15 protein-coding genes, 2 tRNA genes, 3 rRNA genes and 1 pseudogene are annotated in these 26279 nt (G+C 43.4%); 13 read left to right on the top strand and 8 right to left on the bottom strand.

The window, feature by feature from the left end:
* Positions 1-36: 36 nt before the first annotated feature.
* A complete protein-coding gene (locus tag J3L18_RS20305) occupies positions 37-1749 on the bottom strand; it encodes a glycoside hydrolase family 3 protein (protein WP_129571631.1) in 1713 nt (570 codons plus the stop codon).
* A gap of 198 nt (positions 1750-1947) precedes the next feature.
* Between J3L18_RS20305 and J3L18_RS20300 the strand changes: the two genes are divergently transcribed.
* Entirely contained in the window at positions 1948-2631 is a 684-nt protein-coding gene (locus J3L18_RS20300) for a porin family protein (RefSeq protein WP_129571632.1), read from the top strand.
* A 240-nt stretch (positions 2632-2871) separates the two neighbouring features.
* On the opposite strand, the gene J3L18_RS20295 is transcribed toward J3L18_RS20300, so the two are convergent.
* A complete protein-coding gene (locus J3L18_RS20295) occupies positions 2872-4257 on the bottom strand; it encodes a methyltransferase RsmF C-terminal domain-like protein (RefSeq protein WP_129571633.1) in 1386 nt (461 codons plus the stop codon).
* A 774-nt stretch (positions 4258-5031) separates the two neighbouring features.
* Between J3L18_RS20295 and J3L18_RS20290 the strand changes: the two genes are divergently transcribed.
* From J3L18_RS20290 to rrf, 5 genes are all read left to right on the top strand, one after another.
* Positions 5032-6552 (top strand): 16S ribosomal RNA (locus J3L18_RS20290).
* A gap of 212 nt (positions 6553-6764) precedes the next feature.
* A tRNA-Ile gene (locus tag J3L18_RS20285) sits at positions 6765-6839 on the top strand.
* 100 nt (positions 6840-6939) lie between these two features.
* Positions 6940-7016: transfer RNA gene (locus tag J3L18_RS20280), tRNA-Ala, on the top strand.
* Positions 7017-7241: 225 nt separating this feature from the next.
* Positions 7242-10121, top strand: a 23S ribosomal RNA gene (locus J3L18_RS20275).
* Between the two features lie 314 nt (positions 10122-10435).
* Positions 10436-10547, top strand: a 5S ribosomal RNA gene (gene rrf / locus J3L18_RS20270).
* Together the 16S, 23S and 5S rRNA genes with 2 tRNA genes alongside form the textbook arrangement of a ribosomal RNA operon.
* A gap of 123 nt (positions 10548-10670) precedes the next feature.
* Here rrf and J3L18_RS20265 read toward each other — a convergent pair.
* Positions 10671-11023 (bottom strand): annotated as a pseudogene (locus J3L18_RS20265) (transposase).
* A gap of 256 nt (positions 11024-11279) precedes the next feature.
* Between J3L18_RS20265 and J3L18_RS20260 the strand changes: the two are divergent.
* The gene (locus tag J3L18_RS20260) at positions 11280-11756 is read left to right on the top strand and encodes a hypothetical protein (protein ID WP_129571852.1); all 477 of its coding nucleotides are present in this window, start codon (positions 11280-11282) and stop codon (positions 11754-11756) included.
* A 4-nt stretch (positions 11757-11760) separates the two neighbouring features.
* On the opposite strand, the gene J3L18_RS20255 is transcribed toward J3L18_RS20260, so the two are convergent.
* The 3 genes from J3L18_RS20255 to J3L18_RS20245 all read right to left on the bottom strand — a co-directional run bounded on the left by J3L18_RS20255 (position 11761) and on the right by J3L18_RS20245 (position 13531).
* The gene (locus J3L18_RS20255; RefSeq protein WP_129571851.1) at positions 11761-12066 is read right to left on the bottom strand and encodes a hypothetical protein; all 306 of its coding nucleotides are present in this window, start codon (positions 12064-12066) and stop codon (positions 11761-11763) included.
* A 4-nt stretch (positions 12067-12070) separates the two neighbouring features.
* Complete coding sequence (locus J3L18_RS20250) at positions 12071-12787, bottom strand: pirin family protein (protein WP_129571850.1); 717 nt, start codon at positions 12785-12787, stop codon at positions 12071-12073.
* Positions 12788-12946: 159 nt separating this feature from the next.
* Positions 12947-13531 (bottom strand): Crp/Fnr family transcriptional regulator, encoded by a 585-nt coding sequence (locus tag J3L18_RS20245; RefSeq protein ID WP_129571849.1) that lies wholly within the window; start codon positions 13529-13531, stop codon positions 12947-12949.
* Positions 13532-13815: 284 nt separating this feature from the next.
* On the opposite strand from J3L18_RS20245, the gene J3L18_RS20240 reads away from it, so the two are divergent.
* The 5 genes from J3L18_RS20240 to J3L18_RS20220 are packed head-to-tail and all read left to right on the top strand — an operon-like array spanning position 13816 to position 19190.
* Positions 13816-14988, top strand: coding sequence for a glycoside hydrolase family 172 protein (locus J3L18_RS20240; protein WP_129571848.1), 1173 nt, complete (start codon positions 13816-13818; stop codon positions 14986-14988).
* The gene (locus J3L18_RS20235) at positions 14988-15839 is read left to right on the top strand and encodes a fumarylacetoacetate hydrolase family protein (RefSeq protein WP_129571847.1); all 852 of its coding nucleotides are present in this window, start codon (positions 14988-14990) and stop codon (positions 15837-15839) included. Before J3L18_RS20240 ends, J3L18_RS20235 begins: the two co-directional genes overlap by 1 nt.
* Before the next feature lie 5 nt (positions 15840-15844).
* Positions 15845-17062: a DUF6786 family protein gene (locus tag J3L18_RS20230; RefSeq protein WP_129571846.1), complete on the top strand. Its 1218-nt coding sequence runs from the start codon at positions 15845-15847 to the stop codon at positions 17060-17062.
* A gap of 33 nt (positions 17063-17095) precedes the next feature.
* Complete coding sequence (fucP, locus tag J3L18_RS20225) at positions 17096-18376, top strand: L-fucose:H+ symporter permease (protein WP_090534993.1); 1281 nt, start codon at positions 17096-17098, stop codon at positions 18374-18376.
* A 25-nt stretch (positions 18377-18401) separates the two neighbouring features.
* The gene (locus tag J3L18_RS20220; protein ID WP_091176575.1) at positions 18402-19190 is read left to right on the top strand and encodes an SDR family oxidoreductase; all 789 of its coding nucleotides are present in this window, start codon (positions 18402-18404) and stop codon (positions 19188-19190) included.
* Positions 19191-19303: 113 nt separating this feature from the next.
* On the opposite strand, the gene J3L18_RS20215 is transcribed toward J3L18_RS20220, so the two are convergent.
* Together J3L18_RS20215 and J3L18_RS20210 are read right to left on the bottom strand one after the other, a co-directional pair.
* The gene (locus J3L18_RS20215) at positions 19304-20080 is read right to left on the bottom strand and encodes a GLPGLI family protein (RefSeq protein ID WP_129571845.1); all 777 of its coding nucleotides are present in this window, start codon (positions 20078-20080) and stop codon (positions 19304-19306) included.
* Positions 20081-20086: 6 nt separating this feature from the next.
* Positions 20087-22888, bottom strand: a complete 2802-nt coding sequence (locus tag J3L18_RS20210; RefSeq protein ID WP_129571844.1) for an outer membrane beta-barrel family protein — start codon at positions 22886-22888, stop codon at positions 20087-20089.
* A 361-nt stretch (positions 22889-23249) separates the two neighbouring features.
* Between J3L18_RS20210 and J3L18_RS20205 the strand changes: the two genes are divergently transcribed.
* Complete coding sequence (locus J3L18_RS20205; protein ID WP_129571843.1) at positions 23250-25811, top strand: Kelch repeat-containing protein; 2562 nt, start codon at positions 23250-23252, stop codon at positions 25809-25811.
* Positions 25812-26279 lie beyond the last annotated feature (468 nt).

The following is a 26279-nucleotide window of genomic DNA, read 5'->3' as shown; positions in this document are numbered from 1 at the left end:
CACCTAACCTCTAATCGCCAGTCTCTAATCTCTTTCCTACAATCCCATCCCCGTAATAAAAAAAGCATTCACGCTTACAGGTAACTTACCGGTAGGCTTTAAACGACCGCTAAGCACTTTCGCCGCCGACTGTTGCAGTTCGGGCGACATCTGGTAACAAACCAATAAGCTGCCAGCGTTTTCAAGTCCCGGCAAACCCGCTATGGTATAAGCATTGGCAAACACACTGAATGCTGTGTTTTTGCGTGATGCCAGGTCGGCAATCATCAGTTTTACATCGCTGCTGTAATCAAGCTTGCTCTGCGGGCGGAGGCGGGTATCATGTATGCCTACAATAATCTGCTGGTACTGTTTAAGCCAGTTCAGGATATTGGTAACTTCAATCGCCGGTGCATCTTTATTAATTATAAAAATGCGACTGTTCGGGAAACTTTTTACAACCTCCATCTGGAAAAGCGTTGGCGAGCTTACGCCTATACTCACGATGGCTGTTTTTAAAAATGGATTAAGCTTTACATTATTGTTCTTCAATTGGGTTACCGCGGCATCGCTTAGTTGTTGTACCAGTGCTTTGGCGGCATCGCTGTTAATGTCCTGGCTTAAATTGGTTAAAGTAGTTGGCTTGTATTGATTAAGCCCTGCCCAGTATTTGGCAACTAAGATCTTTTTGATCCGCGCTTCAAACTCAACAGCACTAACGCTGCCATGCCTCACAGCTTTACGGATCAAGCGTATAGCCCGGTCTGAGTTTTCAGATAGTTCAATGATATCATTGCCGGCAATAAATGCCTTTACGTCGGCTTCACCGTTGGGGAAATATTTGGTTACCCCTTTCATTTCCATCGCATCGGATATCACCAGGCCTTTAAAGTTTAACGAATCTTTCAGGATTCCGGTAATAATAGGGCGCGAAAGGGTTGAGGGTAGTTTTGGCGTATTATCTAAGGAAGGGATCCCCATATGAGCGATCATTACCCCGCTGATACCCGCATTGATGGCTTCCCGGAAGGGATACATCTCTAAAGAATCTAATCGACTACGACTATAAGGCAGCAGCGGTAAATCAAAATGCGAATCGACATTGGTATCCCCATGCCCCGGAAAATGCTTGGCCGAAGTAAGCAAGCCTGCATCCTGCATGCCTTTAAAATAAGCAATACCTTTTTTGGCCACGTTATACATATTATCGCCAAAAGAGCGGTAATTGATAACCGGGTTATTAGGATTGTTGTTCACATCCATATCGGGGCCAAGGTTTATTTGCATGCCCAGGCGTTTAAAATCATAAGCTACCTGTTGGCCCATTTTGTAAATCAGGTTATCATCCTGTATGGCACCGAGGGTCATTTGGTATGGGTATGATATGGTAGAATCCAGGCGCATACCCAGGCCCCATTCGCCGTCCATAGTTATAATTAAAGGTACTTTGGCCAGTTTCTGGTATTTATTGATTAGGTTGGCCTGGCGCACCGGTCCGCCCTGAAAAAACACAACGCCCCCCAATTGCTGCTCTTTAATCACCTGCCCAACCGAATCTTCATAGGCTTTTCCTTTATTGGTATGCGCCCGTACAAATAATAATTGTGCAACCCGCTGCTTGCGGCTCATTTTATGATACACCGAATCTACCCAGCGGTTTTGTTTGCCTAACAATTGGATATAACTTTCTTTTTGTGCAAAAACATCGGCGGTGAAAAATGTGAAGATGATAATCAGCGGGTAGAAAATGCGGTTTTTAGAAGCTTGCATAGGCCAAATGTAGCGTTATTCTGAATTTTTGATGAAAATGATGTTATAACTATTATAAAAATCAAACCGCTAATAAACCTTTGTGTTTTTTATTAATCTATCACGTTATTAACATACATACGAGGAGAAAAGCCGGCGGTAACCGGTAACTAACGGGCTAACGACTTTTCCGCCACTTATTTAAAACAGACAAATACGATGAAAAAATTACTTTTCTTGGCAATGTGCCTCTTTACCGTAGGGACAGTTAGTGCGCAGGGGTATTACTATGGACCGCGTCATCGCCGCCCGCCCCGCCGGGTTGTTGAAAGGTCTCAGCCCCAACGCCGTTATGATGATTTTTACACCCCCAAAGTTGGTTTGGCGGTTGGTTTAAACGTTTCAAACACGGTTGATGCTTATAACAGCAATTATAGTTCGAGTTCACTTGCGGGCTGGCACGCAGGTTTAACCTTTGATGTGCCTATTATCTACCCGCTGTCATTTGCTCCCGAAGTATTGTTTTCGCAAAAAGGATATGAGGTGAATGACCGGGACGGGAAATTTACACAGCGCACCAATTATATTGATGTGCCTTTGCTGGCTAAATTTAGGGTGGTACGGGGCTTTAACCTGCTGATTGGTCCACAGCTTACCTTTTTAACTTCAACCAAAAATACTTACGAAAGCGCTTTGGGCACCAGTGTCGATCATATTGATAACGATGCCAGTCATAGCTACGTAGCCGGCGTAGTTGGTGTAAGCTTTGATATTAACCGCAATGTGGAGATCCGCGGCCGTTATAATATCGACCTTGGCGAAAATCGTCCTTATGCTGATCAAAACCTGCCCGATTACCGTAACCAGGTTTGGCAAATTGGTTTAGGGTTTAAATTTCAATAATAAATAATGGAGTACGGTAATTGATCACAGCTACTTTAATGTAGCATTTACTTTTATGCAAATATGCTAAGCCGCAAAGGGGAAGAGATTCCAAAACTTTACGGCTTAGCTTTTTTTGTGAGTTTAAGTTCGATCTTTATTTATTTAGGCGTTGCCTTCGGCCGGGCTTTCCGCTCATACTGCGCAGGGCCTTAGCCACATTGGCCGGTACCCGCTTCAATCTAACACAAAGGCATAATATTACCATTCTCTCGGGGGATGTGCCGAGAGAATCCTTATTTCTTTAGGATAATAATTATTGATCCGGTTTGGCAATAATTTGGCCCAGCCAAGCGGATGCCCCTCAAAGGTCATGAGCGTCCAGCCCTTATCTGTTGTGGATAGTTCGATATTATCCCGCCGCAGGTATTGGATAGCCTGATCTTTATTAAGGGGCGTTTCCAAAACTGCATCTTTATTAATTATAAGGCTTAGCGCCAGTTCATGATCAGGGATCAGGTCCTTACCGGCAAGTTTACCAATAATTACCCCCGATTTTTTAATATAAAGGTGCCTTTGCAATATATTAAGGCTTTCCTTGTGCGTTCGGTTAATAGCCATCCAGTCGTCATTTACTTTAAAATAATAAAACTCGTCGGGGTTATTAATATATGAGCGCACCTGGTCGAGCTCCTTGCCCGGCAGTTTTTGCTGGGTGTTGTTTTTAAAGGAGGCCAGGTCGCCGCTGTTTTCTTTTTTTTGCAGGCAGGCGGCAAATAAGCCTTCGCCTTTTACCTTACCCGGGTAAAAGCGGTAGCCCCAGGCTTTTTTCTCCGGCGACTGGGTTTCAACAATGCTCCATTCCTTATTAATTGGGATACGTACGCTTTCCAGTTCAAACTCGGTACAAAGCCAGTCCAGAATGTCCTCGTTTTCCTGGTGCGAATATGAGCATGTGCTATATATAAGGTACCCATCTTCTTTTAAGGCCGGGTAAATATCAGCCAGTATGCGTTCCTGTCGCTGGTGACAAAGGTTCACGTTCCCTTCCGACCATTCGCTCATCGCGTCCGGATCTTTTCGGAACATGCCCGAGCCCGAGCAAGGGGCGTCAACGAGTATGATATCAAAAAAGCTTTTCAACCTCCCGAAATCTTTAGGGTCATTATTGGTGACGATGGTATTGGCTGTACCCCACCGGTTCAAATTATCTGTTAATATAGGTACACGTGTTTTAATGATCTCGTTTGCCACTAATAAATCGGCAGGTTGCAGGGCCGAATTAAGCAGGGTGCTTTTACCTCCGGGTGCCGCGCAAAGGTCAAGTACTTTTACCGCATCATCATTATTTTGGTTGATTGTTTTAAAAACATGATCAATAAACATTGATGATGCTTCCTGCACATAGTAACAGCCGGCATGAAAGAGTGGATCAAAAGTGAACGACGGGCGGCTTTCAAGGTAATATCCGTTGGCGCACCACGGTACATTTTGTGTGCTTTTTAAGACAGATGGTTTAAAAGGATTAACCCTTATAGAGGTTGGAGCCTCCTCAAACCGGTGCGCTTTTACAAAATTTTCTTCATCGAAACCGTTTTCCGCGCTCAATGATGCGATGAAATGCGGAGGGAAATTATGCTCGTTCATATACATTTCAAATATACACATTAGCTAAATGCCCGTCTTTACTTAATTATGAAGGTGTTTGGGGATGTATTTTGCCTTAATTTACAGGTAGTTGTAAAATAGGTTTAATTATTTGAAAATATATCTTGGTTGGTAGCTGGTTTTCTGTGTACATTTGTGACCGCTTTAGAAAAAGAGGCGTTGTTTTTTGAAAATTAAAAGCGAATAAAAAGATTAAAAAAGTGAAATTTTCACTTGCTAAATCAAAATGAAATTCGCACCTTTGCAGCCGCTTCAAACAGGAGCGGTAGTTCATACAAAGGGTAGAAGAATTGGTGCTGAAGAGGGAAAGAGAAGGAAGATAAGCGTCATCAAAACTTTGAAAAATAAAAAATAAAAAAGTTTTGGAAATAAGAAAAGGTTTTCTACCTTTGCAGACCCAAACGGAAGGGAGCTTGAAAGAGCAAAAGAAGTTGAGGCTGAGCGAGTTCAGTCAATAAAAGAAGGAAGAAAGTTAACAATAGTTAATGAGTAAAACAAGAGAGCCGAAAGCGATTTTCGGGGAAACAAACTGACAAGTTAAGCGATGAAGATTGCGACGACATAATAGCTGATTCGGATGATGAAGCGAGCAAGTTCTTTTAAGAAATGGAAATCATGTAGCGTAACGGGAGATTAACCAAAGCTAAGGCAGAGGAAGATTGAAGAGTTACAAAAAGAAGAGAGACTGTATAAAGATATATAATACAGATTCTATTAATTAATAATAGGGTCAGTGGTTAAACAAAGCATTTTACAATGGAGAGTTTGATCCTGGCTCAGGATGAACGCTAGCGGCAGGCCTAATACATGCAAGTCGGACGGGATTTGGGAGCTTGCTCCTAATGAGAGTGGCGCACGGGTGCGTAACACGTATGTAACCTACCTTGATCAGGGGGATAGCCTCTCGAAAGAGAGATTAAGACCGCATAACATTATGATATGGCATCGTATTATAATCAAATATTTATAGGATCAAGATGGGCATGCGCAACATTAGCTAGTTGGTGTGGTAACGGCATACCAAGGCGACGATGTTTAGGGGATCTGAGAGGATGACCCCCCACACTGGTACTGAGACACGGACCAGACTCCTACGGGAGGCAGCAGTAAGGAATATTGGTCAATGGACGGAAGTCTGAACCAGCCATGCCGCGTGCAGGAAGACGGCCCTACGGGTTGTAAACTGCTTTTGCAGGGGAATAAACCCCGGTTCGTGAACCGGGTTGAATGTACCTTGAGAATAAGGATCGGCTAACTCCGTGCCAGCAGCCGCGGTAATACGGAGGATCCAAGCGTTATCCGGATTTATTGGGTTTAAAGGGTGCGTAGGCGGCTTTTTAAGTCAGGGGTGAAAGACGGTAGCTCAACTATCGCAGTGCCCTTGATACTGAAGAGCTTGAATGTACTTGAGGTAGGCGGAATGTGACAAGTAGCGGTGAAATGCATAGATATGTCACAGAACACCAATTGCGAAGGCAGCTTACTAAAGTATGATTGACGCTGAGGCACGAAAGCGTGGGGATCAAACAGGATTAGATACCCTGGTAGTCCACGCCCTAAACGATGAACACTCGATGTTGGCGATATACGGTCAGCGTCTAAGCGAAAGCGTTAAGTGTTCCACCTGGGGAGTACGCCCGCAAGGGTGAAACTCAAAGGAATTGACGGGGGCCCGCACAAGCGGAGGAGCATGTGGTTTAATTCGATGATACGCGAGGAACCTTACCCGGGCTTGAAAGTTAGTGAATGTGACAGAGACGTCACAGTTCTTCGGAACACGAAACTAGGTGCTGCATGGCTGTCGTCAGCTCGTGCCGTGAGGTGTTGGGTTAAGTCCCGCAACGAGCGCAACCCCTATGTTTAGTTGCCAGCATTTAAGGTGGGGACTCTAAACAGACTGCCTATGCAAATAGAGAGGAAGGAGGGGACGACGTCAAGTCATCATGGCCCTTACGTCCGGGGCTACACACGTGCTACAATGGATGGTACAGAGGGCAGCTACCTGGCAACAGGATGCCAATCTCTTAAAGCCATTCACAGTTCGGATCGGGGTCTGCAACTCGACCCCGTGAAGTTGGATTCGCTAGTAATCGCGTATCAGCAATGACGCGGTGAATACGTTCCCGGGCCTTGTACACACCGCCCGTCAAGCCATGGAAGCTGGAAGTGCCTGAAGTGCGTAACCGCAAGGAGCGTCCTAGGGTAAAGTCGGTAACTGGGGCTAAGTCGTAACAAGGTAGCCGTACCGGAAGGTGTGGCTGGAATACCTCCTTTCTGGAGCAGAATCTCTGATAGACTCGGAACTGTTACCTACATGATATTTCTTAAAACACAAACAAAAAGACAAAAGGAAACCCAGAAGATGAAGCCATCTGTGGAATGTGCAAACGAAAGTAAGCACAGGACAAGTGGCAGTAAGCAGTGGCAGCAGCAGTAGGCAGAAAAGTCCTGCAAACTGCAACTGATAACTGCAACTAAAAACAACTAGTCCTGTAGCTCAGCTTGGTTAGAGCACTACACTGATAATGTAGGGGTCAGCAGTTCAAATCTGCTCGGGACTACTATAAAGGCAATTAGCGAGTTAAGGAATTAGTGAGTTAGTGAATTGAAAAGCAATCACTAATTCAATAAATCACCAAATCACTAATTAATTTATCCTTCGGGGGATTAGCTCAGCTGGCTAGAGCACCTGCCTTGCACGCAGGGGGTCAACGGTTCGAATCCGTTATTCTCCACCAAGTATTCTACAGTAACTATAATATAGGTTACGCTACAGATGAAAACTAACGTTCTTTGACATATTGGAAGAAGTAATTGAAAACAAGAGAAAACAACAGATAGGAAGTTGTTGAATTCAAGACTTCAAAGGTAAATAAGTAGTAATACTAATGAACCAATGAACTAATGAACCAATGACGGACTAAAATAAAGACATACCTTGCGGCGCAAAAGGCGCAAGAGTAGAAGAAAGTAAGAAAGGGTACACGGGGGATGCCTTGGCTCTCAGAGGCGAAGAAGGACGTGATAAGCTGCGATAAGCTGCGGGGATTAGCAAATATGAATTAATCCGCAGATTTCCGAATGGGGAAACCTAGTTATTTGAAGAATAACTGCATAAATGCGCTAACCTGCCGAACTGAAACATCTAAGTAAGCAGAGGAAGAGAAAACAATAGTGATTTCCAGAGTAGTGGCGAGCGAAATGGAAGAAGCCCAAACCTGTTATGTTACGGCATAGCAGGGGTTGTAGGACCACAACATGAATATTAAAGAGAACCGGAACGGGGTGGGAAACCCGGCCATAGAGCATGAGAGCTGCGTACGGGTAATTGATAGTAGGATAGTGGTATCCTGAGTACCGCGAGGTCGGAGACGCCTTGTGGGAATTTGCCGGCACCATCCGGTAAGGCTAAATACTCCTGAGAGACCGATAGTGAACCAGTACCGTGAGGGAAAGGTGAAAAGAACCCCGAACAGGGGAGTGAAATAGAACCTGAAACCGTGTACTTACAAGCGGTCGGAGCCTGGCAACGGGTGACGGCGTGCCTTTTGCATAATGAGCCTACGAGTTACTCTTCCCTGGCAAGGTTAAGTGTTTAAGACACGGATCCGAAGCGAAAGCGAGTCTGAAAAGGGCGTATAGTCAGGGGAGGTAGACGCGAAACCTTGTGATCTACCCATGGGCAGGTTGAAGGTGCCGTAACAGGTACTGGAGGACCGAACCGATAAACGTTGAAAAGTTTCCGGATGACTTGTGGGTAGGGGTGAAAGGCTAATCAAACTGGGAAATAGCTCGTACTCCCCGAAATGTTTTTAGGAACAGCCTGGCGGTTGAGTTATAAAGAGGTAGAGCTACTAATTGGGTGCGGGGGAGTCAAATCCTACCAAATCCAGATAAACTCCGAATGCTTTATAATATACGCTGGAGTGAGGCTATGGGTGCTAAGGTCCATGGCCGAGAGGGAAAGAACCCAGACCATCAGCTAAGGTCCCTAAATTATTGCTAAGTTGAACTAACGAGGTCCGATTGCACAGACAGCTAGGATGTTGGCTTGGAAGCAGCCATTCATTTAAAGAGTGCGTAACAGCTCACTAGTCGAGCGATCGGGCATGGATAATAAACGGGCATCAAGCAGTATACCGAAGCTATGGATTCATATTAATATGACTGGTAGGGGAGCATTCTATTATCCGGCGAAGCAGGAAGGTAACTGACTGTGGAGGGAATAGAAAAGCAAATGTAGGCATAAGTAACGATAAGGCGGGAGAGAAACCCGCCCACCGAAAGACTAAGGTTTCCTGATCAACGCTAATCGGATCAGGGTTAGTCGGGGCCTAAGGTGAAGCCGACAGGCGTAGCCGATGGACAACTGGTTAATATTCCAGTACTTTTTATTACTGCGATGCGGTGACGGAGTAGTGACACTGACGCGAACTGACGGAATAGTTCGTTAAAGGCTGTAGGTATAGAGTTTGTAGTTAAGTACGCAGACTTTGCTGAAAGCTGATAGTACACCAAATCTTCGGACAAGGTGATAGTTCAGGTAATCAGACTTCCAAGAAAACCCGCTAAGCTTCAGGTAATAAAAACCCGTACCGTAAACCGACACAGGTAGTCGAGGAGAGAATCCTAAGGTGCTCGAGTGAATCATGGCTAAGGAACTCGGCAAAATGGCCCTGTAACTTCGGGAGAAGGGGCGCTGGCAGCAATGTCAGCCGCAGTGAAAAGGCCCAGGCGACTGTTTAACAAAAACACATGGCTATGCAAAATCGCAAGATGACGTATATGGCCTGACACCTGCCCGGTGCTGGAAGGTTAAGAGGGGATGTTAGTCGCAAGGCGAAGCATTGAATCGAAGCCCCAGTAAACGGCGGCCGTAACTATAACGGTCCTAAGGTAGCGAAATTCCTTGTCGGGTAAGTTCCGACCTGCACGAATGGTGTAACGATCTGGGCGCTGTCTCAGCCATGAGCTCGGTGAAATTGTGGTATCGGTGAAGACGCCGGTTACCCGCAACGGGACGGAAAGACCCCATGCACCTTCACTATAGCTTAACATTGATATCGGATACAGGATGTGTAGGATAGGTGGGAGACTGTGATCCGGCTTCGCTAGGAGTCGGTTAGTCAACGTTGAAATACCACCCTTTCTGTATTTGGTGTCTAACTCTTCAAAGAGGAGAACATTGTTTGGCGGGTAGTTTGACTGGGGTGGTCGCCTCCAAAAAGGTAACGGAGGCTTTCAAAGGTAAGCTCAGTACGCTTGGTAACCGTACGTGGAGTGCAATAGCATAAGCTTGCTTGACAGTGAGACAGACAAGTCGAGCTGGGTCGAAAGACGGATATAGTGATCCGGTGGTTCTGCATGGAAGGGCCATCGCTCAAAGGATAAAAGGTACGCTGGGGATAACAGGCTGATCTCCCCCAAGAGCTCATATCGACGGGGAGGTTTGGCACCTCGATGTCGGCTCGTCACATCCTGGGGCTGGAGAAGGTCCCAAGGGTTGAGCTGTTCGCTCATTAAAGTGGCACGCGAGCTGGGTTCAGAACGTCGCGAGACAGTTCGGTCCCTATCTGTTGTGGGCGTAGGAAGTTTGAGTGGGGCTGACCTTAGTACGAGAGGACCGGGTTGGACTAACCTCTGGTGAATCTGTTATGCCGCCAGGTGTACTGCAGAGTAGCTACGTTGGGAATAGATAAGCGCTGAAAGCATCTAAGTGCGAAACTAGCCACAAGATGAGACTTCCATTGAGGGTCGTAGGAGACTACTACGTTGATAGGTTACAGGTATAAAGGTGGTGACATCATAGCCGAGTAATACTAATTGCCCGAAGCTTTCTTCAGATAGAAAAACGTTCACTGGTTCATTTGTTCGGTAGTTCATTGGTAGCAATATCGTAGAATGAGGGATAAGTGAGCCGGTGACAACAAAAACAACAAAAGCTGTTGTTTTCTCTTACATTCAATCACTTCTTTCAATAATATGTCATTTGTAAAATGTTCATTGGTTTCATTGATGTCATTGGTTCATTAGGGCTAAGCATGGTGGATAAAAGAACAGGAAACAAATAAAATAATAGGTTCGATAAAATGAACATTCATCAGTAAGCTCATACCAATGAACTACTGAACGAATGAACAAATGAACCAAAAGAAATTCAGGTGCCTATATCGGCGGTGTCTACCTCTTCCCATTCCGAACAGAGAAGTCAAGCCCGCCAGAGCCGATGGTACTGCGGTAAAACGTGGGAGAGTAGGTCGGTGCCACCCTTTATCACCTTCAATGGTGCAACATCGCAAAAGCCTTAGCTAATTACTAGGGCTTTTTGCGTTTAATGGGCTTTTCACAAATCCTTCAGACCTGGGTTCAGTCCGAGAGGGGGATAGAATAATTTAGGCATAGATGTTTTGCAGTGTGAACAGGAAGAAAGTAGTGTCTCTGACGCCTCTTGAAGTAGCCCTGAAAGCTTTGATCTTAGCGTTGAAGGATTCGGCTGAAGCATTTGTACTTCGATTATCGAAGAAGTTCAGGATGGATTGATATGTTGTTGCACTGAACGGGCTAAGGTTTTAAACGCGTCAATACCTACATCCTCAACCTCATTATACCAGATAGCCAATCGTTTAAAAGCCCGTTGTTTGTTCTTGCTTACAGTAAATATCTGTCCTAAACGAACGGAAAGTCGATAAGCCTTAGCGTCATTACAATGGCATTGGGGGAAAGATTCATTTAGAGTGTAACTCATGGCTTTCCCTGTTTCTTTAGCTACTATACACGTGCCGCGTGCGTTTTGGGCGCTTTTATGCGCGACTTATCTTGGAATACGCGTGTGGCACGTGCGCAAGCTAAAGTTGTTGGCACCGTGGCTATGATCGTTTACATTAATTAAATTCAATGTCGTGCAAGTATATGATACAGTATTAGTTTGTAGCTGAAATATAAATTACTTGTTTTTTTATATTGCAATAGATTTCTATCTTAACATACTGATCTTATCATAAATGCAAGAGATAATATATACTATTGATCAAAATCAGCTTGGAAGGTTAATAAGACGTTTGCTAATTGCGATGTTTAGAAGAATGACTATGATCGTGTTGTCCGTTGCTATTCTACAATATCTTTCGGTAGGGCGCCACGAATTTAAGGTCTTTTTCATTTCCACTATTATCATCGCCCCTGTAGCTATATTTCTTCCGCAGATTACACTTAGAAAAAAGCTAAGGAGAATGCATGAGACATTTAAAATCGTATTAAACGATGATGGTGTCGAAGTTAAAGCAGAAGGAATGCCTTATAGAACCATAAATTGGAATAATTTGATTGTTAAAGAACAGGAAAGTGGCATTATCGATCTTTATGATAATAGCATTTCGAAGTTTTCAAGGAAATGGAGCGGCAAAGGTTGGATAAGGATTCAACCAGAAATATGTAATAGGGATGTGCTGTTAAATGAATTAACGAAAAAAGTACAATAGCTATTTAACATGAGCCCAACGCCTCGAAAATTTCCGCACTAAGTAATCCACTTCCCCCGCCAAAATGCTGTACTATCTTAATATCCGGCTTTTCGGTAAAAAAGTAATCCTTCAATTTCCCCTCTGAAACCTCATCAACCCCTCCACCTAATAACACCACTTTAAAGTCTTGTGACTGGAACGCAGCAATGGCTTCCTCATCGGTGAGGCAGCCTGTTGCGTTCCAATCAGGATTATTGTTTACCAGCCGTACTACGGTAGCTAAAATTTCAGGATGGCGGCCAACCACCAGTATCTGTGTCTTTTCCATGATCTTAAAATTTCATCGGTACATCTATCAATAAAAACTCGGCGTCGGTACCTGCTTCAATAGTGAACTTGTCGGTGTCCCAGATACCTAAAGCATCCCGGCTGCTCAATGTTTGACCGTTGATATTTACTTCTCCGTTTAAAACAAACGCATAAACTCCGTTGCCCTCTTTCTTGAGGTTATATTCGGTACTAACACCTTTGTCAAATTTGCCTAAATGAAACCACGCATCCTGATGTATCCATACACCGGCATCATCCGGATTGGGAGATAATACCTGCTGTAATTTATTATGACGGTCTTCAAGATTTAATGAAATCTGATCATAACGTGGTTCAACGTTCCGTTTGTTAGGGTAAATCCAGATTTGAAGAAACTTAACTTCGCTGGTGCGGTCAAAATTATACTCACTGTGAAAAATTCCGGTGCCGGCGCTCATAGCCTGGATATCTCCGTTTTTGATAACAGCTACATTGTTCATGCTGTCCTTATGCTCCAGATCACCCTCCAGCGGAATGGATATAATCTCCATGTTATCATGCGGGTGTTTGCCGAAACCCATACCCGGATCAACGGTATCATCGTTCAACACCCTCAACGCGCCAAAGTTCATCCGTTGAGGATTGTAATAACCAGCAAAACTAAATGATTGGTAGCTGTGTAACCATCCGTGGTCTGCATGTCCGCGGGTGTTGGCTTTATGTAAAACGGTCTGTGCCATTGTGTGTTTCCTTTAAATTATATTACAAATTTAAAGGGAGATTGGTTGGCGGCACTTGATGTAGGTTAAGAAAATTGGAGAGTAGTTGATTAGGTGGATGGAGAATAGTTATTTATTGCGTATAACACCACTCTCTAATCAGCCCAATCAACCATTCATCTACCTTTTTCTCACCATTTCTGCCTTCATCCGGCTAAAAAATTCGGGGGTTACACCAATATAAGATGCTATTTGTTTTTGGGGCAAGTGATCGATCAATGTGGGGTAACGCTTGCAAAAATTATTATAGCGCTCTTCGGCAGTTAGGCTTAAACTATCGATCAACCTCTGCTGGCTGGCTACCAAGGAATTTTCGGTGAGGATCCGGAAAAAATGTTCAAACTTTGGGATTTGTGTGTATAGTTTTTCCTGATTTGCTTTTGAGAGCAGCAGTACATCTGTATCTTCCAATGCTTCGATATTCTGGATACCGGTTTTTTGCGAAATTAGGCTATACATATCGGCAATCCACCAATCGGCAGGGGCAAAACTTAACACGTGTTCTATGCCGCTTTTGTCTACCGTATATCCCCTCAGGCACCCGGCCGTTACAAAAGCCGAATACTTGCATACTTCACCATAAGTAAGCAAAAACTGTTTGCGTTTTATTTTTTTAGGCTGTAAATAAGCCGTAAAAATTTCCTGTTCTTCGCGGGTTAAGTGGATGTGTTTTTCGAGATTGTTAAGTATCAGATCAAACGGCATATGCAAAAATGTGGTTTATTTAGCTTATTTATCGAAGAATGGACAATTAATCTATCCTGTTTTTTACAGGCGCAGGCATTTATTTAATAAATTTTAAATTAGCTTTATCAACCGCAGGTAAGCCATGCCAAAATATGCGCATGTTATGCTTATAAAGCGGTATGGATAGCAAAAAATTATCAATATGATTGTGAATGGCTTTTTAACCAAGGCCTGAAGCATAAACAAATAAACCTGGAGCGCATTACCAATTACTGCGTTAATTGATTTTAAAGATAAGTTTTATGGTGAAAAATTATTTTTTAACGATCTGCCTGTGTGTTATTGTTGCTTCGTTTGTTAGTGCACAGCAAAAATTTAATGGGCTTGATGTTGGGCTCGGGAATCTTTACCGTACGTCTGACGCTAAGACACGGTCTATCAGTCCGGAAAATTTTACGGGCGAGAAAGGTAAAGGTGGCATGGCCACAAACGGCACCGGCGCCAACGCTTCGCGCGATCTGGGCCAGACCTGGAAAGTAAGCCCGAGCGTTGTTATCAAAAAGCACACAACTTTTACCGTTGCCGAAATTAACGGATCGGGCGCTATTCAGCATATCTGGATGACACCTACCGGTAACTGGCGCTATTCCATAATCCGTTTTTATTGGGACGATGAAACTACCCCATCCGTGGAGGTGCCGGTGGGCGACTTTTTTTGTATGGGTTGGGGTAAATATGCGCCGGTAAGTTCCCTTGCTGTTGCAGTAAACCCTGGCAGCGCATTCAATTGTTACTGGCCAATGCCGTTCCGAAAAAAATGTCGCATCACCATGGAAAACATTGATGATGAAGACATGGTGCTATATTACCAGGTGGATTATACCCTGACCGATGTACCTGAAGATGCAGGGTATTTTCATGCGCAATTTCGCAGGGTAAATCCGCTGCCTTATAAAAAAGATTTTGTTTTGGTGGATAGCATTAAAGGCAAAGGGCAATACGTAGGTACTTACATCGCTTATGGCTCAAATAAAAATGGCTGGTGGGGCGAAGGTGAGATCAAGTTTTTTATGGATGGCGATACCAAATTCCCTACCATAAACGGTACTGGTACGGAGGATTATTTCTGCGGATCATATGATTTTGATACCCATCACAAGGATGCTGATGGTAAAGAGAAACCCGGAACAGAATACACCGAATTTTGCAGCCCCTACAGCGGCTTGCCGCAGGTGATCCGTGGTGACGGGCATTACAATATTGCGCAACGTTTCGGCATGTACCGCTGGCATATCGTTGACCCCATTCGCTTTGAAAAAAGTTTAAAAGTTACCATACAAGCCTTAGGCTGGCGGCATGATGGCCGTTACATGCCCTTGCAGGACGATATTGCTTCAACCGTGTTTTGGTATCAAACCGGCGAACACGGCCCTTTCCCTAAATTCCCCTCAAAAGACGAACTGGAAGTAAACTAATGAAACTATATAAACTGGCAAAAGGCAGCCTATTGCAACATAACGGGTCATCATATATTATTGATGATGAATGGGACAAACTGATCAATCGTGATGGTTTGGCAGCCTATCTTGAATCGGTAACTACAGATACCACGGCTTTAAGTCCTGAAGTAGAAGACGAACATTTAACCGGCAACATATTGCCACCTATAGGTAATCAGGAAGTATGGGCTGCGGGTGTAACTTATTTACGTAGCCGTGATGCCCGCATGGAAGAATCAGAAACCGGCGCAAGTTTGTATGACAAGGTTTATGATGCAGCCCGCCCTGAGCTTTTTTTCAAAGCACTTGCTCACCGGGTATCCGGACATAAGGGCGAGGTTTACATCCGCAAAGATTCGGAGTGGGATGTGCCGGAGCCTGAACTTACACTATTTGTGAATAGCGATGGTAATATCCAGGGATACACCATTGGCAATGATATGAGCTCCCGGAGTATTGAGGGAGAAAATGCGTTGTACCTTCCGCAGGCTAAAGTTTATGAAAAAAGTGCCGCACTTGGGCCATGCTTATATGTTACTTCATCGCCAATTCCGGGGGAAACAGTCATCAGCATGAACATTAAGCGAAATGGTACAATCGTTTTTGAAGACGAAACAACGGTATCGCGCATTAAACGTTCTTTTACCGAGCTTACCGGCTATTTATACAGTGAATGTGATTTTCCTAACGGATGCTTTTTAATGACGGGCACCTGCCTGGTGCCGCTGCCAAGTTTTACTTTGCAAGCCGGCGACGTTGTGGAGATCAGTATTGACCATATCGGCACAATGGTGAATGTGATTGGCTTAAATCCTAAACATAAATAAGCGGTATGGTGCAGCTTTTAAAAAAGTCATCATTAGTTTTGCTGTTTGCCGCTTCGGTGTCGTGTACCATGCGCAACCCTCAACTACCCATGAAAGGAACTTTTGGATCAGATCTTGATTTTTTAAAAGCAAAGGATAGTGTTATCGTTTTAAAAGATGGCAGCGGTTTAGGGCAGGTGATCGTATCGCCCAAATATCAGGCAAAGGTTTTTACATCTACCGCTGATGGTTTAAATGGTAAAAGTTTCGGATGGATCAAGTATGAAACATTCGATTTGAAACAGCCAGACCCGCATATGAATGCCTTTGGCGGTGAAGATCGCCTGTGGCTTGGGCCGGAAGGCGGGCAATTCTCGCTTTTCTTTAAGCCGGACACCAAAATGGAGTTTGCCAATTGGCATACGCCGGCTGCTGTTGATAATGAAAGCTGGGAACTCATTTCAGCTTCGGATAAAAAGGTATCGATGAGCAAAAGCACCCATCTGCAAAATTATGCCGGTACCGAATTATCAATAAAGCTGGAGCGGGATGTGGAGATTATGGAGCCAAATGCTATACAGCAGGCACTTGGTATTGATGCCGACACATCGGTAAAGGCAGTAGGCTTCAATACGCTGAATACTATCATAAATACAGGTGATAAGGCCTGGGATAAAATAACCGGTGCGCCATGCCTTTGGAATTTAGATATGTTTACCCCTTCGCCAAAAGTGGTGATCGTAGTGCCATATAATGAAAGTGCTACCGGTAAAATAGCTACTACCAATTATTTTGGCGAGATCCCGAAAGACAGAATCACTTATAAAAACGGCATCCTGCTGTTTAAGGCTGATGGAAAAAGCCGTGGCAAGCTGGGTATTCCACCTCATCGTGCAAAAAATATGGCTGGTAGCTATGATGCGGAGAGCGATGTTTTAACCATCACCACGTTTGATGTGGATAGCACAGCATCCTACCTAAACCAGGAATGGAAAACAGATACTGCGCCTTACAGCGGCGACGCGGTAAATGCTTATAACGATGGCCCACTGGCAGATGGTAAACAAATGGGGCCCTTTTATGAGATAGAAAGTGTATCACCCGCCGCGTTCCTGAAGCCGGGCGAAAAGCTTACACATAAACATAGTGTATTCCATTTCACCGGTAATAAAGCCGCATTAAATAAAATAGCATTAAAAACGCTGGGGATTTCGTTAGATGAGATCGCGACCGCATTTAAATAACAGATCAATATACAACCAACCAATAAATACTCAATGTCAAAAAACAACGCCCTGTTCGCAGTAGCATTAATTACCTCCCTGTTCTTTATCTGGGGGTTCGCGCTCAATCTTAATCCGATACTAATTCCACACTTAAAAAAAGCCTGTCAGCTTAATGACCTGCAATCCTCACTGATCGATTCGGCATCCTATATTGCCTATTTTATATTACCCATTCCGGCCGCGCAATTCATGAAAAAATATGGCTACAAGGGTGGGATCATTTTAGGTTTGATACTTTTTTCAACAGGAGCATTCCTGTTTTTCCCTGCTGCTGCGGTGCGTAACTACGCGTTCTTTTTAGCAGCGTTATTCATCGTATTTTCGGGAGCGGCCTTTTTGGAAACAGCCGCTAATCCTTACATCACGGTATTAGGTGATCCGGCTGGTGCTGAAAGAAGGATCAACTTTTCACAATCATTTAACGGATTGGCTGCTACCTTAGCTCCGCTTGTAGGTGGCAATTATATTTTATCGGGCAAAGTGTTAACAGATGCGGAATCAAGCAAAATGTCGCCCGAGCAGCTGAATGAATATCTTAATCATGAAGCATCGTCTGTACAAATTCCTTTTGTGGTAATTGGCGCAGTGGTGCTTGTAGTTGCATTCTTAATTTATCGTACGCACTTCCCGCCAATTGTTGAAGAAACCAGTGAAGAGGCAGTTAACGACAATCGTTCGCTTGGTGTAAGGATAAGCGAGCTGTTGCACGTGAAAAGTTTAAGGGCCGGTATCTTTGCAGAGTTTTTATATGTAGGGGCGCAAGCGGGTATAAGCAGTTTCTTTATCCGCTATTCAGAAAAAGTAGCCGGATTTGCCGAAAAACCAGCTTCTTTTTATCTCACTATCGCTTCTGCGGGTTTCATGGCAGGCAGGTTTATTGGTACATTGCTCATGCGTTATTTTAACCCGGTTAAACTGCTTATCACTTATGCGATTATTAACATTTTCCTGATAGCTATGGCCGTAACACTAAAAGGCGAAGTAGCGGTTTACGCGTTAATGTGTACATGGTTCTTTATGTCTATCATGTTCCCAACTATTTTCTCGTTAAGTATCCGTGGACTTGGTGCTAAAACCAAATTAGGTTCGTCGCTGGTAATTATGGGTATTGTAGGTGGCGCTATTTTCCCGGTAATCATGGGTAGGGTATCTGATGCCACTCATAGCATTCAGTGGGCTTATGTTGTTCCGGGTATTTGCTTTTTTGGCATCCTGATCTTTGCTATCAACAACCATAAAGTTAAAAAGCTAACCTTATCAGGTTCGCATTAATATTTGATCTATCTATTATAAAAAAATGAATTTACAACTTACAGATAAGGTAATTATTGTTACCGGGGGGGCCAAGGGCATAGGCGAAGGCATAGTGAAAGTGTTAGCTGCTGAAGGGGCTATCCCGGTTATAATAGGCCGCGGTGAGGCTGATAACCTGAAAACGGTTGAAGCTGTAGAAGCAGCAGGACATAAGGCGTATCAGGTAGTAGCCGAACTTACTGATCCCAAAGCATGCGAAAACGCAGTGAATAAAGTTATAGTTAAATTTGGCCGTATTGACGGATTGGTAAACAATGCCGGGGTAAATGATGGAGTCGGCCTGGAAAGCGGCGACTACGAAGGTTTCATGGCATCGTTACATAAAAACGTGGTGCATTATTATCTGATGGCGCATCACGCCTTGCCCGAACTAAAAAAATCAAAAGGGGCTATCCTTAACATTACCTCAAAAACTGCTGATACAGGTCAGGGTAATACTTCGGGTTATGCGGCATCAAACGGTGGCCGTAACGCGCTTACCCGCGAATGGGCGGTTGAGCTTTTGAAATACGGCATCCGCGTAAACGCACTGGTAGTAGCCGAATGCTGGACACCGCTTTACGCTAATTGGATCAAGACCCTGCCCGATCCTCAGGCAAAACTGAAAGAAATTGAGTCAAAAATTCCGCTGGGTAACCGGATGACTACTGCTGAGGAAATTGCCAATACCGTAGCGTTTTTATTGTCGCCGGTATCAAGCCATACTACCGGTCAGCTAATTTATGTTGATGGTGGTTATGTGCATTTGGATAGGGCTTTGGCCAATGCGTAAGTTTTATTAAGCACGCAAGGCGCTAAGTCGCCAAGATTTTTGATACAATAAAAAACGTCATTGCCAGAAAGGTAATGACGTTTTTTATTTGTTGGTAGTTAGTATGAATTTATCTACAACGAAAACCCCTTCAAATACTCTTTTCCCTCCGTACCCCAATCTTTCATGGCGTTTTGCAATATAGTCATGAAGCTCTTGTTAGTGGCTGCTTTGCCTTTTTTGGGTGCTGTTAATGATTTTTCGTCGATAGGCTGTTCGGTAACTTTAGTGGCAAACCAGGTTACGTTTTCGTGCGGGAGGGCTACGCCTAATATCATCCCTGGCAAGCCATTAAATGATTCGGGACCGCCAGAAACAGGAATCTCTTCGGTATAAAAAGCTACTACATAAATCGAATCAAGAATCAGGCCGTTAGCCCGACGACATGGATAGCCGGCAATTTCACGGGTTTCGCCGGTAAGTTTCCATTTGATATGACGGGTGGTGTCTTTCACCAAAAAGGTTTCTTCAAATACACTTTTTTGGCTGATGCTCAGTCCTGTATTAAAGTCAGAAAATACGGTGCTGTTTTGAGCTGTCATCATTGGCTCACTCCAGTAACCGGCTGTTGGTGTTTCCGGTTCAATAGGTGTAAACAGCGTTTGGTTATTGCCAAATTTTAGGGTGCTTTTTAATACCTTAAACTGGGGTTTGGTTTTTTTATATTGTTCATACCTGGGCTGGTACCACATTTCGTTATCTTTATTAATGGCTTTTTGCAACATAGCCCATACATTTGAGGTTTTGTTATACTCAATGGTACCGTGAAAAGTAAAATGCTTATTGCCCTGCGCAAGCAAAAAGTTCGCACTTAATAGCAATATGGTTGTTAAGGTTAAAATCTTTTTCATGATAGGTTATTTTTTAGGTGCACCGCCTCCAACTTTGTTAAAATCCCAGGTGAGGGAAAACATAAAATATCTTCTGATAGTGGTATAACGCTCCTGTGTAAGCACATTGGCCGATCCGGTGCGGTTATAGCCGGTATTTTGGTTTAACAGGTCATTACCCGAAATGGTAGCTTTCAAGGCATCTTTCATGAATGTCCTCGATATGTTTGCATTTAGCAGGAACCTTCTGAAATCCTGTGGGAATGATTTTGTAGGGGCGTTATAGGTATAATTACCATCCGAGCCGATCTGGAATTTACCGGGAAGGTAGATATTAAACCCTCCGTTGGCGTTAAACCCGCGGCCATTATTGTTTTGGACCGTATTAAGCGATGAAGAGTTAATGGTATAAGTAGGCCCTGCCGAGATCCAGGCATCAAATTTCTTTTCCTTATATTTAGATAGCCTGATATTGCCCGAATAATTATATGATTTAGTTTCGTTAAGCACATCGTTTGAAAGGTTATAGTAAGTATTACCATTGCCGGATAATTCAAAACCTGCGTTAATGTCCAGACCGGGAATCTTTCTCTCAAAATAGCTATTAACCCAAAAATTGCTGGTTGATTTGTTTTTAAGGTTTGACGATTGATAAGTGCTGATACCGGTAGTGGTATCGCGTGTTACATTGCTCACGATAGGGTTACTGGTAGTTGAGTATGATCCGCTGATCCAGATATACTGGTTGCTGATTACCTTGTATGAGTTGTAACTGATATTATACCTGTTAGTAAACGATGGCTTAAGCCCTGCGTTACCTACCTGTATATTCAGAGGATCGGTATTTACGCGTACGGGTTGGATCTGGTCAATATTGGGCTGTGTTGTATTCCCGTTGTAGTTCAACCTTAAGCTTGATTGTTTAGTGAATTTGTACTGGAAGGAAGCCTGGGGATACCAATTGGTAAAGTTACGCACCAAATCGGCCATCCGTCCAAATTCATCAACCTGCTTAAACCTTACTCCAGCGACTTTTGTACCAAAGTTGAACGAGTATTTCTGTTTTTGTACATTAAATACCATGCCCCCCTGGTTCGACAATTGGTTCAGTTTATAATCGCTGCTGTAAATGTTATCGAGTATATTATAAGGTCCGTTGCCTGGATCTTTATTGAACGTGCGCCTGTCGGCAGTAGCGTTGTTTACCGATAGGGCATAGCTAACGGCGAGGGTAAAATCCTTGGCCAGTGGTTCGGTATAAGTTATGTTGGTATTGATATTGGTGCTTTTGGTTTTATTTACCTTGTACTGATCGATGGTGTCTTTGCTTACATATGTACCAACCGAATCATAAAACTGCGTGTTTGATCTTAGGAAACCTTTAGAGTCGCTTTCGTTGAAAGCGGTTTTAAAGTTTACAGAAAGCGTACGGCTTTTCTTTTTAAACTTTTTGGTGTAGAAGGCGTTGGCGTTAAATACCTTGCCGTCAACATCGGCGCTGTTTTCACGGTCGTTGCTGTTGATTAGGCTACCATCCAAACGGCTGGTTTGCGTTGCGAAATTGCTCCTGGTGTTACTGTTCCTTAACGTCCCGTCGGCAGTGATCTTCAGGTTCTGCATTGAGTCGAGTTTTACCTGGTAGTTTACATCCAACTTTTGGCGGAACATGTAATTATGATTGTTCTGATCGCTGTTGGTGTTTGATACATTACCCGGGAAATTATTTTGCTGTTGGGTATTGCTCGTACCATCAACGGTTAACGACCCTATTTTATAATTGGTATTTAACGATTCCTTATCGCCGTTCCATTTGGTATCATAATGTACGCCACCAGTACGCGCTATCGGTTTACCTTCGCCATCATATCGGCCACTAAAACTATCAAGATCATCACCTCCGCCGCTATAGAAGTAAAAACCACCATCGTCGCTCATTTCCATGCCGCTACCGCCGCCATATTTGTTATTATCTTCCCAGCCTAAACCTGTTTTACCGTTATTGCCCAGCGTACCATAAACTGAAAACTTCTGCTTTCCCTTAAAGCGGTTAAATAAGGCCTGCCCCTGGTAATAGCCATCGGTACCTATACCGCCGTCAAGCTTACCAAAGTAACCGTTCTTTTTATCTTCCTTAAGTTTAATGTTGATGGTTTTGTCTTTCACGCCATCATCAATACCTGTAAAGGCAGCCTGATCGCTCTTCTTGTCATAAAGCTGTACTTTATCTACCATATCGGCGCGCAGGTTTTTGGTAACCAGGGTAGGGTCATCGCCAAAAAACTCTTCGCCATCAACCAACACTTTTTTTACCGTTTGGCCTTGTGCCGTGATCTTGCCGTCTTTATCCACCTCGATACCTGGCAGCTGTTTCAGAAGGTCTTCAACTTTTGAGTTAGGCTGGATATTGTAGGCTGCAGGATTAAACTCGGTGGTATCGCCCTTAATTTTAATGGCTGCCGCTTTTCCTTTTACAATTACTTCCTGTAAAAGACGCTCTTTAAGCAGCATGCTGATGCGGCCGAAATCGTGTGTGGTGTGTGCGGAATCTAAGGTGAAATGCTCTACAAAATCTGCATAACCGGGGTAAGTGGCCAGTACAATGAACTTGCCCTTACTTAAATTGTTAATGGCAAATGTACCATCCTGTTTAACACGGGTAAATTTTTGAAGGATAGAATCTTTAGCAGTTATAACGCTGATGCTTGCGTTGGCTAATTTAGAATTAGAAACGGTATCGGCTATAATTCCTTTAATGCTGTAATTGGTTTGGGCTGATAAGCTTACTGTGCCCACAAGAAATAGCAGTACTCCAATAATTGTGATTTTCATAAGGTCGATTATGAAAGCCAAAATATAACTAAATAGTTAGTTGTGCAAGCGATTTAACATTTTATACTGTAGATTTAACATTTCATCGCCAAAATTTAACATTTTGTCGCGGATGGATGAGTTAAATATGGGAGGCTGTGCATGGGTGTGGACTCGTACACCAATAATGGCGCTGGTGATACTGATCGGGATGGCCTCCAATAAAATTATTGCGGGTTTGGTCTAATTGCACATTGATCGGCAAACAGACGGCCGAAATGATGAAAATCCCCCACCTGAGGTACTCAAAAAATGTATAATTTAGCACATTATTCTAACCTGTAGCGCTGTTCTGATCAGCAAGTTTAAACATGTATTATAAATGGTGGGAAAAAGTAAGGTTTTAATGCTTTCAAAAAGGGCATGTAAGCTTGTATTGCTTTTTATTATACTGCTGTCTGCAACTGAGAGCAGGGGGCAGGGATTGCAGTTTGGTTCAAATGACAGCCTGATGAGCAAGCGCACGTCTTACCAGGTTTTTAAGGATGATCTGCCAACTTTTCATGATCAGCTGGTGATTGGTTTCGACCTTTCATTGTGGGATAATCAGCACCTTGGCTATATTTTAAACTTAACCGATGATAAGGGAAACTCCTACAGCCTGAGTGCGATTTACAATCATGGTTCGTTCCTCAATTTCAATATTGATAGCCGGAGTAATAAACTCAGCATCCCCCTTGCCGATACTATGCTGAAACGGCGTAAATGGTTTAAGGTGATAGTTGATCTTGATCTCAAAGGCGATAAAGTAGGCATATCCATAAACGGAAAATGGTACCGGGCTGTCGGATTGGGTTTTAACGGTAAAATAACCGCGAAGATCACCTTTGGCAAAAACGAACATTATTCGGATGTGCCGAATATGGCCATTAAAAACCTGGTTGTCAGCAATGATGATAAATCCTATACCTTCCGGCTTAGCGAATGGACCGGGAATGATGTTTTTACGATTGACGGAGATAACCTGGGGCATGTTGATAACCCTGCATGGCTTATCAATGAGTCATACTTTTGGAAACAGAAATTCATACACACTTTTAATGAGGTTGCGGGGATCAACTTTAATGAAAAAAATGAGCAATTCTTCATCTTCAAGAGTGATTCCCTGGTGTTTTATGATGCCGGGCGGGATGCAGTAGGAACAAAACCATTCAAAAATAAACTGGCAGTACCCTTGCACCTGGGCAAAAGTATTGTAAACCTTAAAGAAAATAAATGTTACATATATGAAGTGCTCAGAGCCCCGCAGCCCGCTCCAAGTATAGCTTCCTTCAACCTCGACAGCCTTAACTGGGATTTTTATGGTAAATCGACCATAATGGAGCAAAGGCATCATCATAATATTTTTTACGATAAATACTTTAATAACTTTTACCTGTTTGGCGGGTACGGGTCATTTAAATACTATGATAACTTTTTTAAATACGATAAAGCTTCAGATACCTGGCAAAAGCAAATCTTCACCGGCGATGTGATCAATCCCCGGTTCTTTTCGGCTGCAAGTACCGCCAACCAAAACAACGATGTTTACATTTTTGGCGGCTACGGCAACCAGTCGGGCAACCAGGTAGTAGGCGGGATGCACTATTATGACCTCTACCGGGTTAACCTGGATAAGCATAGCATTAAAAGACTCTGGGAGATCAAGCCGGATGAAGAAGCGTTTGTACCAGCCAATAATCTCATTGTATCAAAAGATAAGCAGTTTTTTTATGTGCTATGTTATCCGCACGAACGGCCTAAAACGAGTTTACGTCTGTACAAATTTTCAATAAAAGATGGGTCGTACCAGGTAGTAAGCGGTACCATCCCGGTTGTGTCCGAACGGATAGAAACAGACCATAACCTGTTTTACAATGCTAAGCAGGATGTATTTTATTGCACTACCCAGGAGTTTGAAACACCATCCCGGTCTACCATAAAAATCTTTGCACTTACCGCGCCGCCCGTGAGCCAGGAGGCATTTGTGGCCGCCCACCAGCCCAAAAGCAAATCTTTTACTTTATACAGGATATTGGGTGGCGCGTCTGCATTTGTATTGTTATGCGGGATTGTCGTGTTTTTCTTAAGGCGGAGAAAGGATAACGATGAACCCGTTACTGTTAACGAAGAGCGTATTGCCGAACAAAAAATTGAAACTGAAACAGGTAACAAAGCCAACGCTGTTTACCTCCTGGGCGAGTTTACTGTTTATGATAAAAATAAACGGGATATTACTTACCTGTTCAGTCCCAAGATCAAGCAGCTGTTTATTCTTATTTTGTTAAACAGCCGCGAAAAGAATGGTGTGGTATCAAAAAAAATTTCCACTACGCTATGGCCGGATAAGGATGTGGTCAAAACTAAGAATATCCGTGGTGTGACCATCAATCACCTTCGCAACATACTTTCGGATATAGATGGCCTGGAACTTGCCTTTTTAAATGATACCTATAGTTTTATCAGCACCGAAGATTTTTATTGCGATTATTTTGTGGTGAGAGAGGCACTTAAACAAACTAATATTGGTGAACCATCTGCGTTCAATTATCTCGACTTAATTGCCCGTGGCGGGCTGTTGCAGTATATTCCTGAAATTTGGCTTGATGATTTTAAGCAGGAGTACGAAGAAGCGCTGATGCCGGTTATTTTGCCGGTAATAAAAAAGGCTTATGATGCTTTTGATTATAAAAAAGCACTGGAGATCTCACGTATTGTGTTGAATATCGATCCTTTCAATGATATCGGCATTAAGTTTAAGCTCAAAGCCCTGCGCCGTACCAAAGGTATTGAACATGCCCGGAAAATTTATGAGGAGTTTAGCGTCGAATACGAGAAATCATTAGGGGAACAATACCCTGTTCCTTTCGAAAAGATCTGCTCCAATAAGTTTGATCAACGTTGATCATAAGCTTAAAAAGCTGCCATTAATGCCCTCTTTAAGGGAAATGAATGTTTTATGAATAAATTCTACTAAACATATAGATTTAATAGAATATTTATATATTTGCAACAGATTAGTTTGCAAATGGGGTTCATTTTTAAACTAAATGGCAGGTGCTGGCCGGCAGCAAACGGATGGTTCGATTCCACCCCTGCATCTCTTCTCCTCTCATGATTTATGTTTTATAATTGGTTAGCAAAAAGAGTATTCCTGCCCATCAGGAACTCTTTTGCCTTTATATATAAAAATGTCATTTCGAAACGAGGAACGAGTGAGAAATCTTATACAATATGCCTTGCAAACCATGACGGCAACTTTGCATAGCGTATAAGATTTTTCCTTCTCTCCACCAATCAACCCGCGCTGCTCTATCTAATGATAACGTTTTATAAGGAGTGGCAATGCAAATTTTAACCAAGCTCAGCATCA

It is taken from the genome of Mucilaginibacter gossypii (assembly GCF_017569325.2).
GTDB lineage: Bacteria > Bacteroidota > Bacteroidia > Sphingobacteriales > Sphingobacteriaceae > Mucilaginibacter > Mucilaginibacter gossypii.
The sequence above is the reverse complement of the archived record's forward strand: the minus strand, read 5'-3'. Positions and strand labels throughout refer to the sequence as shown.